This window comes from Micromonospora xinjiangensis, assembly GCF_056150165.1.
Genome location: NZ_JAXCFO010000001.1, coordinates 385,898 through 400,817, shown reverse-complemented (window position 1 = coordinate 400,817; position 14,920 = coordinate 385,898). Strand labels below are relative to the sequence as shown.

Genomic DNA, 14,920 nt, shown 5'->3' with positions numbered 1-14,920 from the left:
CAGCCATCGTCAGGGGAGGCATGCCAAGCCTCCCGACCCCCTCGCGGGGGTTTCGGCGTTACCAGGGCTTGGGCTGTGCGGCCCCGTGGCCGTACCGCCATCCGTGCAGGAACATGGACGCCTCACGCCGGGTACGGAAGCCCCGGTGCGACCGGAGGACTTCGTCCTCCCACGAGTCCGCCTTGCCGTCGCGCCGGACTGCGGAGGCGGCCCAGGCGTCGCCGGACTTCCACACGCGGCCGACCAGCGTGCCGAGCGGCTTGCCCGGACCAGTCGACAGCGGGGCGTACCCGTTGGCGTACATGCTGTAGACGCGAGTACCGTCCGCCAGGATCGTCACGTCACCGGCAGTGAAGTACAGGCCCTTGCGCATATCTGTGTCAACCTTCCACTATGGCAGCCGTCATCAGGGGTGGGATGCCAGCCCACCCGACCCCCTCGCGGGGGTTTCGGCGTCACCCGGCGGCGATCCCGAACAGCTTGGCCTCGGCCTCATCGAGAAGCTGGCGGTACTGACCCTCATGGATCTTCGGATCGTCGTCCTCACCCTCGTAGGTGAGCCAAGGCTTCTCGGTGCCCTGCTCGATCAGCTTCCGCCACTCGGTCAGCGCATCCAGCAGGACGTGCGCGTGGTCGACGGCCAGCTCGGCAGCGCTTGACATGGTGTCAACCTTCCTGTATCGGCAGCCATCATCAGCGAGGGGATGCCAGCCCCCCGGACGCCTCCCGGCGTTTCGGCTTGTGCCCGGTGACCTTCGCTCTCGCGTGATCCCGCCGGGCGGTGTGTCAGTAGCTCTCGACTCGCACTCCGCCACGCGGACCCACGGTCAGCCGGGCGTACGGGTAGTCGCTCACCCGGTACTTCCCGCGCCCGACGCGGTCGGCGGCGTACAGGTCGATTCGGGTCTCGGCATCGACGCAGGGGCGCAGGCTCCCGCTCGACTCGCCGAGCGTGGCAACGCCGTCCTCGTCGACGTTCACCACCTGGGCGCGGGACGCACTGCTCCAGTGCCCGCAGTTCAGGCGATCGATGAGGTCGGCCTTGGCGTCGGCCAGCGTCGGCCAGGACTCCCCGTCCGTAGGCATCTCGCCAAGGGAGTAGCCGTTGCCGCCGTACCACAGTCCGAAGACTCGCATGGTGTCAACCTTCCACTATGGCAGCCATCATCAGGGGCGGGATGCCAGCCCACCCGACGCCTCCCGGCGTTTCGGCGTGATCACCCGTGGTTGACGCACTTGCAGACGCACGGGCGAGCATCACGCTTCGCCTGCTCTGCCGCCTGGCGCTTGCCGACCCACTCCAGGACGGCGGCGCGGCTGTACGTCGTGCCGAACACGGGCGCAGGGAAGTCCTGGTGACGCTTCGCCCAGTTGGCGAACGCCGCCCGGCTGACGCCCACCTCACGCGCCAGCGTGGCGGGCGAGGCCATGTCGTCCGGGTCGATCAGGATCATGTTGCCCACGTGTCAACCTTCCAGTTTGGCAGCCATCATCAGGCAGGACATGCCAAGTCCTGCGACGCCTCCCGGCGTTTCGGCCTGTCAGCCTTGCAGTATCAGCCAACGATGTAGTCGGCCGCGAAGATGGTTCGCTCGCCCCCGAGGTCGTAGATCGCCAGCTCGCCCCGCGCAGTGGCGTCGGCGAAGGCAGGCATGACCTCCGAGTGCACCCGGACCACGTCCAGGTAGGTCACACCCTCGTGCACCCAGATGCCCAGGTATAGGCCGGGGTGGAACGCAACCTCCGGCAGCACCTTGGCAACCCACGCCTCAGTGGCCTTCAGCAGGTCTTCCCCGGTCTCGGTGACCTTGATCCCGTGCTGCCCAACGGCGTACCCGCTGGTCGGGACGAGCTGCCCAGCCATGGCGGGCACCGTCCCACCCTCACCCTGGTTCAGCAGGTCGAAGGCGATGGCGGCAGCGTCACGGGTGGTAGCCATGTCAGACTCCTCGTGTGTCAGTGTGTCAACGATGCAGTATCACGCGGGCGCTTCCCGCGCTTACCGCGCCCTCATGCCAGACTCTCGACGTCTGGTAAGCCCATCCCTCCGGCAGGTTGATGCCATCACGGGGACGCTTCAGAGGGGACGGGCAGCGAGTCTGTCAGCGTGGCCGGATCGAGCGCATCGCCGGCCGCCGGGACAGAGTCCTCCCGTCGTTCTCTATGTCACGCTATGTAGTTCTCAACTTACGACCTACCGGCGCTTCCGAGCCCCCACCAAGGTTGGCCCCTCAGCTCGCCCCAGGCTTGCTGTGTTGCGTGTAAGCCTTGCAGTTTCGATCCGGCTTGTCAAGCCGCCCGCTTGGCTTCGGAGGGTGCCTGCTGGGCTGCGGCCGAACCGTTCTAACCCGGTACCCCCGGCGAGCGCTGCCCGCCGTCCCTGCCTTGCGGAACCGAGCCTAGGTGATCCGGCCCGATACTGCAAGTCTGACATCCGTTCCGCTGGTCGGAGCATGTGGGTACCGGGCCCTGGCAGGTGGGGTAGCGACGCTACCCGGCATCCCTGCCGCCCGTTCCCGCTCAACTCCCGGCGAGTCCGGCCCGCTCCGCCGTGGTGGCCGGTGCGATGGGAAGAACGCTAGTGCCAGCCTTGCAGTATCGCAAGCTGGAGTGACCGCGCTCACATCTTCGCCCGTCTTCCCTGCTCAGGTGGGGTGAGCGTGACGCCATGCGGTGACGTTTCTCTATGCCTGCCTGGTGGACCAACGCTGTGACCAGGCACAACGGCCTGAGCGCCAATCTCCGGCCCCGTCATGGGCCGACCCATCCGACCATACCCAGCCGCGCCCGTTCGCCCGCGTGTCAGCTCTACAGCATGGCCGCTGTGCGTTCTGCCTGATGGGCCCTGCCCTGGCAGCGGCGCGTCTCTTCGTTGGGGAGGAACCGTGCGCCGCGTGGTACAGCACAGCGCTCGCCCTGTCTATGTGCGCTGCCTCACGCTTGACGTCGCGCGGGGGAGTGGGGTACAACCCCTCGGCCTCGTCAGGGGGACCGCCACGTGATAGCAGCTCCCATCGCGCCACGGTTTCCAAGTCGATCAAGACACGAAGAAGCGCCGCCCCGAAACGGGAACGGCGCTGCTCGTCGGCGGGATGCTGGGCCCCTGGAGGCTCAGTCCTCCCGGTGCATAATCTCGTCAAACTCCTGCGGGGTGATCTCGCCCAGCCGGAGCCGGCGGGCGTTGGCCGCGAACTTGCCGAGGCCCTGGCCGACCTGAGACGGCGTGACCAGCTCGTTGCGGATCATCATGTTCTCGAACTCGCGGTTCGTCTCCTGCCGGCTCATCTGCTCACCCATGCTGCAAGCATAACATCGGATCGCCGATGCTGGCCCCCTCCTGGGGGCCCCTGCCGGCCTGCCGGCGAGGGGTTGGGGTTGAAGCGAAGCGAGAGACAAGATCGGTTCTCTGACGGTTCAAGGACGGTTAGGGCGAAGCCCGCTTCGTGTCGCTCGGAAGCCGGCTTCGTGTCGTTCGGAAGCCCACTTCACCCCGGTCGCCACCGGGGCGAAGCCCACTTCGCGTCGGTTGACCTGGCATCCCCCCGATCCGCCGATGCAGCGAAGCGACCGGGGCGAAGCCCACTTCATGCCGGTTGGCCTGGGGATTCTCTGAACCCTCCTTCCCCTCCGCCGCTGCCTGGATACTGCAAGGGTGACATGGCTCACCCTCACGCAACTTCCGTGCCCGCCGACCGGGATACATAGATGTAAGGGTTAAACAGCTAAGCCGCGACGCTGGTAGAGACCCCTTCGGGGTCAACATGGCGAGCCAGCAGAGGCCCCTTCGGGGCCCACATGCTTCGCCGCTACGCAGCTTCGCAGGCACCCTTCCTTGATCTGGGCCCTGGGTCGGCAGCTCACGAGCACACGTCGTCGGGGCCATCCCTCATCACGGCAAGGGGGGAGCCGCGTTGCCTGGTTGGCAGAACTCAGACCGGCGCGACCGGCTCCCCCCTAACTGGGACAAGATCCGCAAGGACGTCCTGAAGGACGCCGGCTACCGCTGCGAGGCGACGAACGCCTACGACGAGCGGTGCAACGAACGTGCGGTCGACGTCGACCACAAGCGGCGCGGCGACGACCACAGCCGAGAGAACCTACGGGCGCTGTGCGAGTGGCACCACGACAAGAAGTCGGGTGGCGAGGGCGCGGCGGCCCTGGCGGCGAAGCGTCGCCGGATCAGCAAGAAGTTCCGCAGGACCGAGGTTCACCCCGGCCTGATGTAGTGCGCTCCGGGTGGCCATCCCCGTAGAGCGCTCCGAGGGGTTAGAGCGACGCGCACAACCTGCCCGCTCCCTCTCGTTGGCCCCTGCCCTGCCACCCCTCTCCAGGGCAGGGGCCACACAGCGTCAGCGCGGCACGGTCACCTTGTGCTTCTTGGCGAACAGCCACGCGAGGAACCAGACCGGTGCCCACAGTCCGCACGTGAACAGCGTGATCATCGCGTGCATCCCGTGGCGAGCCCCGCCGGTCTTGATGACCTTGAACTGCTGTTGCGGGGGCATCTGCTGCGGCGGCGGGTACGCCTGCGGCGGGTAGGGCTGCTGCGGATACGGCTGGGGCGGGTAGCCCTGCGGACCCGGCTGCTGAGGCGGATACGGCTGGTACTGCTGGTCGCTCATGGTTCCCCCATGCGATCGGACACACAGGATGCCGATCTTGCCATCACCGTACGACAACCAGTGACCGACGAACGGCCCAGAGCCGAGGACGGAGCGACGAGTGGATAACCGGTATCGCCGGCTCTGGGCCGCCATCTGGAGGATCTGGCTGGTCCTGGTGGCGGTCAGCTTCGCCGTCCTGGAGGGCCTGGCGCTGATCAAGCGCAAGCCGGGGGACACCCTCAGCGAGAACACCCGCACATGGCTGCGGGTCGACAAGGGATGGAAGTCCGCCGGCCCGCTCGCCTTCATGGCGGCGCTGATCGCGTTCGTCATCTGGTTCATCCCGCACATCGTCTGGGAGACCTGGTGAAGCTGGCCCTGCACTTCGAGTGGGGCCAGTTCCGCCTGGCCGTCGAGCACGCCGCCAAGGCGCTCGACGAGCTGGCCGACGCGATGGATGACGAGCCGGTCGACGAGGAGCCGGTGCCAGGGGAGCACCGCGACGGCATGTACCTGTAAGAGGAGGTGACCACGATGGGCGTACGAGGCCCGGTCCCGAACCGCGAGGAAGACCTCGCGCGACCGCGAGAGCGGAAGGGCGGCGACGTCCAGGAGGTCACCAAGGGCATCGCCCTGCCGACGAAGGTTCCGCACGCGGACCAGGACTGGCACCCCATCGCCCGCAAGCTCTGGGACGGCGTCAAGGCCAGCGGCCAGACCGCCTACTACCAGCAGAGCGACTGGGCCTACCTCTACTCGCTGTGCGACGACCTGAGCCACTACAAGAAGTCGTTCAAGCGCAGCTCGCAGATGGCGCAGGTCATCTACTCCGCGCTCGGGAACCTCCTCGTCACCGAGGGGGACCGGCGACGCGCTCGCATCGAGCTGAGCGAGCCGGAGCCCGAGCAGAAGCCGGCGGCCGTAATCGCCATCGAGGACTACAAGCGCGACCTCGGGATTGCCTGATGGCACGCCGCAGCCGGCGGTGCCGACGCAAGGGCTGCCGGCTGACCGCCGAGGAGCACGAGCTGGTCGCCTGGCTGGAGCGCCTGAAGCTGACCACCGTCAGCCCCGACCTGCAACCTCCCCCGAACGGAGGCACCCCCGAGGGGAGGTGATCGCATGGCCGACGAGCCGCAGTCGTTGACCCGCGAGGAGATCGAACTCCTCCAGCCGATCTACATCGGACCTACCTGGAAGCGGAACCCAGACGGCAACTGGCTCCTGCCGGAGCGGACCCTCGGCTGGCAGATCGCCGGCTGGTGCGCGGAGTACCTGCTCGCCGCCGATGGCGGCCCCTGGAAGTTCACCAGGGAGCAGCTTCGCTTCATCCTCTGGTGGTACGCGGTCGACGAGAACGGCCGGTTCATCTACCGCAAGGGCGTCCTCCAGCGCATGAAGGGCTGGGGCAAGGACCCCCTGCTCGCGGTGCTCTGCCTCGTTGAGCTGGTCGGCCCGAGCCGGTTCTCCCACTGGGACGACGCTGGCAACCCGGTTGGCGTACCGCACCCGCAGGCATGGGTGCAGGTCACCGCCGTCAACCAGTCGCAAACGACGAACACCATGGCCTTGATCCCGTCGCTGATGTCGGATCACTTCATCAAGACGTACCGCATCAAGGCCGGCGCGACGCTCATCCGCGCCAACGGCGGGAAGTGCCGACTGGAGGCCGTTACCTCCAGCTACCGGGCGCTCGAAGGTAAGCGCACGACCTTCACCCTGCTAAACGAGACGCACCACTGGATCGCCGGCAACCACGGCCACCAGATGTACCAGACGATCGACGGTAACGCGACGAAGCTCGATAGCCGTTACCTGGCCATCACGAACGCCTACCTGCCCGGTGAGGACAGCGTCGGCGAGCGGATGCGCGAGGCGTACGACAAGCTGGAGGAGCGCCGCCAGCGGGCGCGCTTGACCGGCGAGGAGCTACAGGCCGTCGACATCGGCTACCTGTACGACAGCATCGAGGCCCACCCGAAGACGCCGCTCACCGAAGAGGCGCTGGAGATCGTCCTCCCGAAGATCCGGGGCGACGCGGTCTGGCTGAACGTCAAGACGATCATCCAGTCCATCCACGACACGACGATGAGCATCGCCCGCTCACGGCGCATGTGGCTCAACCAGGTCGTGGCCGACGAGGACGCCCTCTACGGGCCGGGGGACTGGGACCCGCTGAAGGACGAGGAGCTGATGCTCCGTCCGGGCGATGAGATCGTGGTCGGCTTCGACGGCGGCAAGACGGACGACAGCACAGCCCTCGTCGGGCTGCGGCTGCGCGACCAGGCCGCCTTCGTCCTGGGGCTCTGGGAGAAGCCGGACGGGCCAGCCGGCGACGGCTGGGAAGTCAACCGGATGCAGGTCGACTCGGCCGTGCACGAGGTCTTCCGCACGTTCAAGGTCAAGGCGATGTTCGCCGACGTCGCACTCTGGGAGAGCTTCATCCTCGACTGGGAGTCGGCATACGGGGAGGGCCTGGGCGTCAAGGCGTCCGAGCGTTCCGCCATCGGCTGGGACATGCGCCAGTCGCTCCAGCGGGTCACCCGCGCGCACGAGCGCCTGGTGACCGCGATCCTCGACGGGAAGATCAAGCATGACGGCGACCGCGCGCTGCGTCGCCACGTACTCAACGTGTTCCGCCGCGAGAACAACTACGGCGTGAGCTTCGGGAAGCAGTCCCGTGAGAGCAAGCGCAAGGTCGATCTCTACGCCGCCCTGATGCTCGCGCACGAGGCGATGCACGACCTCCGCACTCGCGGCAAGAAGCAGAAGGTCAAGACCGGTCGGGGCTACTTCCTCTGACCGATACTGCAAGGCTGACAGGACGGTGATGAACATGCCGGCTGCGAGTCCAACGGGCCTGGCGAAGCAACTGCTTGCCGTCCTGCACAAGGACCGCGACACGCTCCTGCGAATCGACGACTACCTCCAGGGCCATCACGACGACCCGTACATGCCGGAGAACTGCTCGGACGAGTACAAGCTCCTGGCCAAGCGGTGCGTCTCGAACTGGATGCCACTGCTCGTCGGTACGCCGGCTCAGGCGATGTACGTCGACAGCTTCCGGCGCGGCAACCAGAGCGAACGGCCCTCCGGCAACGTCGTGCTGCCCGAGTGGCGGCACTGGCAGGAGTCGCGTCTCGACGCCCGGCAGATCGCCGTGCACCGGGGCGCGCTGACCTACGGCCACGCCTTCACCGTCACGGAGAAGCTGCGGAACAACAAGGTCCGCACCAAGGGCCTGTCGGCCCTGCGCACCTCGGCGCTGTTCGAGGACCCGGCCAACGACCTCGTCCCGGTGGTGGCGCTCACGGTCACTCGCTTCCCGCAAGGGGAGGAGGACAAGGGCAAGGCCCGGATGTGGGATGGCCGGCGCGAGTACGAGGTGACCTTCAAGTCGCTCGGCGACGACGAGGGCGTGACCGTCAAGAAGATCAGGGCCCACGGCGCGACCGAGTGTCCGGTGACCCGGTTCGCCGCAGCGGTGGACCTGGAGGGTCGGACCTGCGGCGTGATCGCGCCCATGATCGAACTCCAGAACCGCATCAACCAGAGCGTCTTCGACTTGCTGGTGGCGCAGACCTACAGCTCGACGAAGGTCCGCACCGTGACGGGCATGGCTCCGCCCCTGGAGCGCGACGAAGAGGGCAACCTCGTCCTCGACGAGCGGGGGCAGCCGAAGCCGCTGCCCATCAACGCCAACGCCTCCCGCTTCCTCTTCGCCGAGGACAGCGACGTCAAGTGGGACACGCTCGACGAGACGCCGCTCGGCGGCTTCATCGAGTCGATCGACATGTCCATCCGGCACCTGTCGGCGCTCAGCCAGACCCCGCCCCACCACCTGCTCGGCCAGATCGCCAACCTCTCGGCCGAGGCGCTTCTCGCCGCCGAGACGGCCCTCGCTCGCAAGATCGAGGAGTTCCGCAAGAGCTTCGGGGAGAGCTGGGAGCGGGTCTTCCGCCTGGCCGCCGAGATGGAGGGCATCACCTCCTCCGCCGAGGACTACTCCGGCGAGGTGCTGTGGCGCGACATGGAGCAGCGCTCCCTGGCGCAGGCTGCGGACGCGCTCGGCAAGCTGCGCGAACAGCTCAACATCCCGGCTCGTGGCCTGTGGGCCCGCGTCCCTGGCGCGACGAAGAACGAGCTGGACGAGTGGGAGCGCATCGTCAAGGAAGACGACCTGGAGCGCCAGTTCGCCGAGGCCCTTCACCGGGCCAGCGGTGGGGCTCGCTCCGGTGACCGCGAGCGCGTTCCGGCGTGACGACCGCCGCGCGGGCGGCGGAGGCTGACAAGGCTTCCGTCGCCTACCACGCCGCACTGACCAAGATCGGTGCCGCCACCATCGAGGACGCCCTGAAGCTCTGGGCGGGCGTGCCTCCGACCGCGACCGCCGCGACCGCCGCGAAGTGGCTCGCTGACGCGGTGCACCTGGTCATGACCCGCCGGTCGCGCTCGCGCGATCTGGCCATGGCCTACTACCGGCTGGTCCGGGCCCTGCGTACCGGCAAGACCGTCGCAGACCCGCGCCGGCCGGACCCGCCCTACGTCACGCTCGACATGCTCCGCCGCGAGTTCGCCGCGCTGGCAGGTGATCCCCTGACGCCGCCCCTGGAGGGCGGGCAGGACACGAGGCCAGCCCGAGACGACAGGCCGGCGGAGCCGTCCGATGAGCAGGACGCAGAGCTGATCGAGGTCGAGGAGATCCCCGGCTCCGACCGCGAGGAAGACCGCCTGGAGCGGGACGCCGAGCAGGAAGCCCGAACCTCCTTGGTCCAGACCGGCCCTCTGCTGCTCCGCAAGAAGCTCCAGGACGTCGACACCAGCAAGCCGGCCACGACGGTCGACGAGCAGCGCGACGAGGCGCACCAGGCCGCCGGCAGGCAGCAGGCCGCAGCCGCAGAGCGCGTCACCCTCGACGGCGCACGCGGCACGGTCTGGAACTACGCCCAGCGGGACCGCCGGGTCATCGGCTACGTCCGGCTCTCGCGCACCGGCACCCCCTGCTACTGGTGCGCGATGTTGATCAGCCGGGGCGCGGTCTACAAGAGCAAGCGCGGTGCCGAGTACAGCGACGGTGACCGCTACCACAACAACTGCCACTGCTACGCCGAGCCGATCTACAGCGACGACCAGTTCGACACCTCCGACCTCACCGCCTTGAACCGGGAGTACAAGGCGCTCTGGCCCGAGGTCACGAAGGGCTTGTCCGGCAAGGCGGCCATCAAGGCGTGGCGGGACTTCTTCCGCAAGCAAGAGCAAGACCGCGCCCAGGCGGCGCGGGATAACGACGTCCAGGAGGCGTGACCGTGCCGAAGCCCGGCGAGACCAGCACCGACGAGACCACCGAGCAGACCGGCTCCGAGACCCAGCAGACGGAGAGCCCGGCCGAGAAGCCGGAGACCCCGGAGACCGAGGTCGACGAGCGCGACAACGAGCTGCCCGAGTGGGCCAAGAAGAAGCTGACCAAGGCCAACGCCGAGGCGGCCAACTACCGGACCCGGCTGCGGGAGGCGGAGGCGAAGCTCGCCGACGCCAAGACGCCCGAGGAGCTGGAGGCCGCCGTCGCCGAGTTCAAGCAGGCCAACGCCAACCTGGAGCGCCAGCTCCTCATCCGCGACATCGCCGACGAGCACGGCCTCCCGAAGGAGCTGGCGGCCCGGCTCCAGGGCGACACCCGCGAGGAGCTGGCGGCCGACGCCAAGGCCCTCGCCAAGCTCGTCGTCCACGAGGAGCGCGAGCACGGAGAGCTGCGCGGCGGCCTGGACCCCTCCGACGACGAGGGGGCCTTCGACCCCGTGAAGGCGGCCCGCGAGGCACGCGCCCGCCGCTACTGACCAACCCCCAGACCGCAGGCCCGAGTCGCTGTGACTCGGGCCTTCTTCATGCCCAGGAGGGCTTCGAGTGGTACACCAGGTAGTCAAGCCGGAGAAGATCGCCGCGACCGCAGCGGTCCTCCTGGAGCAGAGCCTCGTCGTCCCGGCCGTGTTCCGGCGCGAGGGCATCGACGCCTACAAGGGCGCGGACAACGACACCATCAACGTCACCGTCGAGGGTGTGCTGCCGTGGCGGACCTACGGCTGGCGCAACGACCGGTCGACCGAGATCCAGTTCGACGAGTACAAGGAACGGAAGATCGGCGTCACCTTCGGTGGCGACATCTACAACGCGGTCAAGCTGACCGACGAGCAGAACGAGTTCGACCTCCCCGGCTGGGCGAAGCTGGCCCGGAAGCAGACCGAGGCCATCGGCAAGGGTCTGGAGGCCCTGGCCACCGAGGAGCTGGTGGAGGCCCCGTACACCGTGGCCCTCGGCGTCGACTCGGCCAACCTGAAGGCCGGTCTGATCCGGGCCCGCGCGGTCATGAACAAGCTGCACGTCCCGGCGGGTGCCCGGACCATCCTGGTCGGCACCGACTGGGAGGCCGCGCTCCTGGAGGACGAGAAGCTGAACCTGGCGTCCAACGTCGGTGAGGCCGAGGCTGTCTCCCAGCTCCGCGAGGCCACCCTCGGCCGGCGCTACGGCTTCAACTTCGTCGTGGCGCAGGAGCTTCCGGGCACCATGGCCGTCGCCATGGTCGACTCGGCGTTCATCTTCATGACCGGTGCGCCGACCGTGCCGCAGTCCGTGCCGTTCGGCGCGAGCGCCAGCTACAACGGCGTCGCCCTGCGGTGGCTGCGGGACTACGACAGCACTCGCTTCCAGGACCGGTCGATCTTCAACACGTGGCAGGGCTTCCGCTACGTGGACGACATCCTGGTGGGCACCGACGCCCAGAACCAGCGCTTCGTCGGCCAGTACGAGCACTTCATCCGGGCGATCCGGCTGGACCTCGACGGCACCGACTCGCTGCCGGACGGCACCAACGGCCGGGCTGCGATCGGTCGCTCGGCGGCCGAGGACAACGAGCTGGCCACCATCACGGGCATCGGCACCAAGGCTGCGTGACCCCTCTGAGCAGGGCTGATGCTGCAACGCTGGCATCGGCCCTGCTCAGGTCCCCCTCGTGAGTAAGGAGACCACAGCTTGGCTGACTTCGCCTCGCTCGACGAGCTGAAGAACCGGCTGGACTGGACCCTCAGCGAGGACGAGGAGCGGATCGCGGCGACCGCGCTGGAGGACGCCTCGGACCTGGCCCGGATGTACGGGAAGGACTGGGACGCGGAGACCGCGCCCCGCCTGGTCCGCACGCTCGTCCTGAAGGCATGCGCCCGGTACATGCGCAACCCGGACGGCTACACCACCAGCCGCGCGGGAGACGAGACCCTGGCGTGGAGTGACGCCGCCGGCCGCGACGCCGGCACGGTGCACTTCAACCGCGAGGAGCAGCGCCTCCTTAAGACGCTGGCCGGCGGCAGCGTGGGGATCTACTCCACGCCGATGTTCGCCTGGAACCCCGGCCCCACGAAGACCGGCACCACCACGGTTCGCACCGCCGGCACTGACGAGCCCTTCGAGTTCTGGGCGTCGGGGGTCGATCCCTGGTGAGCATGCAGCGCAGGCGCGGCCAGCTCGCCAAGGTCTGGAAGACGATCGAGACCACCGACAACAGGGGGAACAGGGTCAAGGTCGCGGTCGCGGCCGACCCGCACGAGGTGCGTGCTGCGTTCATCCCGCAGCGCTCGGCCCGCGCCGAGGTCCCCGGCCAGCAGCAGATCAACGTCGTACGGATGATCGTGGCCGCCGACCTCGAAGGCGTCGACCTGTGGTCTCGCGTCGAGTGGGACGGCAAGGTCTGGGACGTCGTCACCCCGCCGGCCCACCACCACGGCAGTCGTCACACCCGGCACTGGTCCCTGGACCTGCGGGAGCGGCCCTGATGGCTGAGGTGTACCGGCGCGTCCAGGGAGTGGGCGCGGGCATGGAGATCCAAGAGGCCATCGCCAACCAGGTCGACGTGCAGAGCTGGTTGGAGTCGTACGCCTTCCAGGCCAAGGCCAAGGGCGACAACCTGCTCCTCGCGCACCACCTCGACGACGACGCCGCTGAGACCAAGGTCGACCCCGCGACGGGCGAGGCAGAAGGCCACGCGGAGATCCTGGTCGAGCACGGCGACGTCGACTGGTACGTGATCCTCTCCGACGAGAGGGGCGAGAACGCGGCGCTGAGCATCGAGTTCGGCCGCGCCGCCGGCTACTACGAGATCGAGGACCAGAACGGCAACGTCCGTCGCGTCGAGTATGCCGCGATGGAGGGGACGTACATCCTCCACGACGCCACGAACCTGCCTCGCAAGGGTGGCCGCAGCAAGCCCGTCAAGGTGACGCCGAAGCGGATCAAGATCGACTATGCCAAGCGGAACGCAAGCCGCCGGCGCAAGAACTGGCGGAAGCGGGGGCTGATCACCTGATGGCCGGTCTACCGCCCGAGGTCCGGGCGCTCGCTGAGCTGAGCCCCGTCGAAGACCTCCTCCTGCCGATCCTGCGCGAGGGCCTTCCCGGCATCCGCGTCCAGAGCCTCATCGAAGACGACCAGCAGTTCCCCATGGTGATGCCTCGCCGGCTTCCTCACTTCGGGGAGTGGGCGGCCGATAGCCGCTTCACCGACGAGGCCGACATCTCGGTGCAGTGCTTCGTGCAGGACCCGGACGGCGACGAGGACGCAGCGATCCTCTCCGAGGCTGTCCGCGTCGTCCTGCGTGACGCCGGCCTGGCCGGCAAGGTCGTCCCCGGTCGCGGACGGATCATCAGCGTCCGCATGACCTCCGCTCCTCGTCGAGCCACCGACTGGGCGACCGCGACTGGCCCTGTCCAGTACGCCGACCTGCCCACGGGTGTCGTCCGGTACGAGACGCAGTACCGGATCAACATCCGCAAGCCGCGCGTGCGGCCCTACTCGTCCTGATCAGCCCTGCCTCAACCCTGTCCGCGACGCGCGGGCGGGGCCTTCGGCATGTCCCCGTAAGGAGCCGCCCTCGTGGCACTCAACGATGCCGCCACTCTCGTCATCGGCAGTGGCAACTTCTTCACTGCGCCGACCGGCACGGAGCTGCCGCTCGACCTGACCGCCATCACCACGCCGTGGGAGCCGGTCGGTCACACGTCGCTGGAGGACATCTTCACGATCACCTCCGAAGGCGGCGAGGCGACCACCCTCGGCACGCTCCAGAACAAGTCCCTGCGGACGCGCTACAGCCCGCGCCAGGAGACCTGGGCCTACACCCTCCAGCAGTTCGACACGCCGGGCCTGAAGCTGTTCTACGGCTCCAACGCCCCGGTCCTGGAGAACGGCCTGGTCGGTGTGCCGCAGGACCCGGTGCCCACCGTCTGCGCCTTCCTGGTCGTCTTCGTGGACGGCGAGAACCACTTCGGCTTCTACGCGCCGAAGGCGGAGGTGTACCGCAACGACGACATGTCGCTGTCGGACACCGAGACGCTGGCCGGTCTGCCGCTCGGCGTCAAGCCGATGATCCTCGGCACCAACTCCTGGGCCTACGCGGTGACGCCGCTGGGCGACGCGCCCGAGGGCGCGGGTGCCTGACCGGCACTGATGAGCCACCCCGCCCGCGATGCGTAGCGGACCCGTCGCGGGCGGGGCCCCTCACGGGGCTCTCCCTGGTCCGCTCCCTCTTCTTCAACCCCATCCCTGGAGGTCCGCTACCCCATGGCCACGATCACTCTCGACTCCATCCGCGAGGCCGCCGAGGCGAAGTACGGCTCGCTCGACATCGACCTTGGCGGCGAGGTCGTCCGCCTGCTCAACCCGCTGCGCCTGTCCAAGGAGAACCGGGACGCGCTGCTCGCGGTGCAGAACCGGCTGAACGACGACGCCGACAACACCGACCAGGGCGAGCTGCTGACCGACGCGCTGCGCCTGGTGGTCGAGAACAAGACCAAGGGCGACAAGCTCGTCAAGGCGCTGAACGGCGACCTGACCCTGCTCGCCGAGGTCTTCGAGAGCTACGTCAAGGGGACGCAGGCGGGGGAAGCCTCGGGCTCGCGCGACTGATCGACGAGCACGGCGAGGGGCTGTATCCCGACCTCCTCCATCACTACCAGGTTGACCTGGTCGACGTGATCGAGGGCCGGGGTCCGGCCCCTCGCCTCGCGCTCGCCCTCGCGCTGGGCCTACCCGACACCTCACTCACCTCCGCCCTCGCGTCCGGCGGCAGGGAGTTCTTCGGCTGGGGCGTGGACCGCCACCTCCGAGCCGACCTGTTCGACGCGATCAACGCCAACACCCGAGCCACCGGCAACTGGAAGAAGGGCAAGGCCCCTGACTTCCCGGCCTGGCCTCGGCCGAAGCGCAAGGCGGCCGAGCCCGAGCAGAAGAAGCCGGTCTCCGTCGCGGATCTCTTCCACCGCCTGACACGGAGGTAG

24 protein-coding genes and 1 other RNA gene are annotated in these 14,920 nt (G+C 68.3%); 17 read left to right on the top strand and 8 right to left on the bottom strand.

All coding sequences use genetic code 11. From position 1 onward, the window contains the following. Positions 1-58: 58 nt before the first annotated feature. From SM573_RS01970 to SM573_RS01940, 7 genes are all read right to left on the bottom strand, one after another. A complete protein-coding gene (locus tag SM573_RS01970) occupies positions 59-373 on the bottom strand; it encodes a hypothetical protein (RefSeq protein ID WP_474615319.1) in 315 nt (104 codons plus the stop codon). A gap of 18 nt (positions 374-391) precedes the next feature. Further along, positions 392-455, bottom strand: an RNA gene (locus tag SM573_RS01965) — hammerhead ribozyme type II. Then, positions 456-662, bottom strand: a complete 207-nt coding sequence (locus SM573_RS01960) for a hypothetical protein (RefSeq protein ID WP_474615318.1) — start codon at positions 660-662, stop codon at positions 456-458. It abuts the RNA gene before it with no gap. A gap of 124 nt (positions 663-786) precedes the next feature. Beyond that, entirely contained in the window at positions 787-1,137 is a 351-nt protein-coding gene (locus SM573_RS01955) for a hypothetical protein (RefSeq protein WP_474615317.1), read from the bottom strand. Between the two features lie 80 nt (positions 1,138-1,217). Continuing rightward, positions 1,218-1,463: a hypothetical protein gene (locus SM573_RS01950; RefSeq protein ID WP_474615316.1), complete on the bottom strand. Its 246-nt coding sequence runs from the start codon at positions 1,461-1,463 to the stop codon at positions 1,218-1,220. Between the two features lie 92 nt (positions 1,464-1,555). Further along, complete coding sequence (locus SM573_RS01945; protein ID WP_474615315.1) at positions 1,556-1,939, bottom strand: hypothetical protein; 384 nt, start codon at positions 1,937-1,939, stop codon at positions 1,556-1,558. Positions 1,940-3,111: 1,172 nt separating this feature from the next. After that, positions 3,112-3,297 (bottom strand): hypothetical protein, encoded by a 186-nt coding sequence (locus tag SM573_RS01940; RefSeq protein WP_474615314.1) that lies wholly within the window; start codon positions 3,295-3,297, stop codon positions 3,112-3,114. 614 nt (positions 3,298-3,911) lie between these two features. Here SM573_RS01940 and SM573_RS01935 point away from each other — a divergent pair. Beyond that, a complete protein-coding gene (locus tag SM573_RS01935; protein ID WP_474615313.1) occupies positions 3,912-4,226 on the top strand; it encodes an HNH endonuclease in 315 nt (104 codons plus the stop codon). A gap of 123 nt (positions 4,227-4,349) precedes the next feature. On the opposite strand, the gene SM573_RS01930 is transcribed toward SM573_RS01935, so the two are convergent. After that, positions 4,350-4,622 carry a hypothetical protein gene (locus SM573_RS01930; RefSeq protein WP_474615312.1) on the bottom strand — a complete coding sequence of 91 codons (273 nt, stop codon included), beginning with the start codon at positions 4,620-4,622 and terminating at the stop codon, positions 4,350-4,352. A gap of 100 nt (positions 4,623-4,722) precedes the next feature. Between SM573_RS01930 and SM573_RS01925 the strand changes: the two genes are divergently transcribed. From SM573_RS01925 to SM573_RS01850, 16 genes are all read left to right on the top strand, one after another. Then, complete coding sequence (locus SM573_RS01925) at positions 4,723-4,974, top strand: hypothetical protein (RefSeq protein ID WP_474615311.1); 252 nt, start codon at positions 4,723-4,725, stop codon at positions 4,972-4,974. Further along, a complete protein-coding gene (locus SM573_RS01920; RefSeq protein WP_474615310.1) occupies positions 4,971-5,123 on the top strand; it encodes a hypothetical protein in 153 nt (50 codons plus the stop codon). The genes SM573_RS01925 and SM573_RS01920 overlap by 4 nt, the downstream gene beginning before the upstream one ends. A gap of 15 nt (positions 5,124-5,138) precedes the next feature. Continuing rightward, positions 5,139-5,570 (top strand): phage terminase small subunit, encoded by a 432-nt coding sequence (locus tag SM573_RS01915; protein WP_474615309.1) that lies wholly within the window; start codon positions 5,139-5,141, stop codon positions 5,568-5,570. After that, positions 5,570-5,722: a hypothetical protein gene (locus SM573_RS01910; protein WP_474615308.1), complete on the top strand. Its 153-nt coding sequence runs from the start codon at positions 5,570-5,572 to the stop codon at positions 5,720-5,722. The genes SM573_RS01915 and SM573_RS01910 overlap by 1 nt, the downstream gene beginning before the upstream one ends. 4 nt (positions 5,723-5,726) lie before the next feature. Then, positions 5,727-7,406: a terminase gene (locus SM573_RS01905; protein ID WP_474615307.1), complete on the top strand. Its 1,680-nt coding sequence runs from the start codon at positions 5,727-5,729 to the stop codon at positions 7,404-7,406. A gap of 34 nt (positions 7,407-7,440) precedes the next feature. Further along, on the top strand, positions 7,441-8,865 hold the full coding sequence (locus SM573_RS01900; RefSeq protein WP_474615306.1) for a phage portal protein: 1,425 nt from the start codon (positions 7,441-7,443) through the stop codon (positions 8,863-8,865). After that, positions 8,862-9,908: a VG15 protein gene (locus SM573_RS01895; protein ID WP_474615305.1), complete on the top strand. Its 1,047-nt coding sequence runs from the start codon at positions 8,862-8,864 to the stop codon at positions 9,906-9,908. Before SM573_RS01900 ends, SM573_RS01895 begins: the two co-directional genes overlap by 4 nt. Beyond that, positions 9,905-10,438: a hypothetical protein gene (locus SM573_RS01890; protein WP_474615304.1), complete on the top strand. Its 534-nt coding sequence runs from the start codon at positions 9,905-9,907 to the stop codon at positions 10,436-10,438. Before SM573_RS01895 ends, SM573_RS01890 begins: the two co-directional genes overlap by 4 nt. A 67-nt stretch (positions 10,439-10,505) precedes the next feature. Further along, on the top strand, positions 10,506-11,549 hold the full coding sequence (locus SM573_RS01885) for a hypothetical protein (protein ID WP_474615303.1): 1,044 nt from the start codon (positions 10,506-10,508) through the stop codon (positions 11,547-11,549). Between the two features lie 78 nt (positions 11,550-11,627). Further along, on the top strand, positions 11,628-12,089 hold the full coding sequence (locus SM573_RS01880; RefSeq protein ID WP_474615302.1) for a hypothetical protein: 462 nt from the start codon (positions 11,628-11,630) through the stop codon (positions 12,087-12,089). 2 nt (positions 12,090-12,091) lie between these two features. Next, positions 12,092-12,421 carry a phage head-tail adapter protein gene (locus SM573_RS01875; protein ID WP_474615301.1) on the top strand — a complete coding sequence of 110 codons (330 nt, stop codon included), beginning with the start codon at positions 12,092-12,094 and terminating at the stop codon, positions 12,419-12,421. Continuing rightward, entirely contained in the window at positions 12,421-12,951 is a 531-nt protein-coding gene (locus tag SM573_RS01870; RefSeq protein ID WP_474615300.1) for a hypothetical protein, read from the top strand. Before SM573_RS01875 ends, SM573_RS01870 begins: the two co-directional genes overlap by 1 nt. After that, positions 12,951-13,445 (top strand): hypothetical protein, encoded by a 495-nt coding sequence (locus SM573_RS01865; RefSeq protein ID WP_474615299.1) that lies wholly within the window; start codon positions 12,951-12,953, stop codon positions 13,443-13,445. The genes SM573_RS01870 and SM573_RS01865 overlap by 1 nt, the downstream gene beginning before the upstream one ends. A 72-nt stretch (positions 13,446-13,517) precedes the next feature. After that, positions 13,518-14,081 carry a phage tail tube protein gene (locus SM573_RS01860; RefSeq protein ID WP_474615298.1) on the top strand — a complete coding sequence of 188 codons (564 nt, stop codon included), beginning with the start codon at positions 13,518-13,520 and terminating at the stop codon, positions 14,079-14,081. Positions 14,082-14,204: 123 nt separating this feature from the next. Next, positions 14,205-14,549 (top strand): phage tail assembly protein, encoded by a 345-nt coding sequence (locus SM573_RS01855; RefSeq protein ID WP_474615297.1) that lies wholly within the window; start codon positions 14,205-14,207, stop codon positions 14,547-14,549. A 65-nt stretch (positions 14,550-14,614) separates the two neighbouring features. Beyond that, a complete protein-coding gene (locus tag SM573_RS01850) occupies positions 14,615-14,920 on the top strand; it encodes a hypothetical protein (protein ID WP_474615296.1) in 306 nt (101 codons plus the stop codon).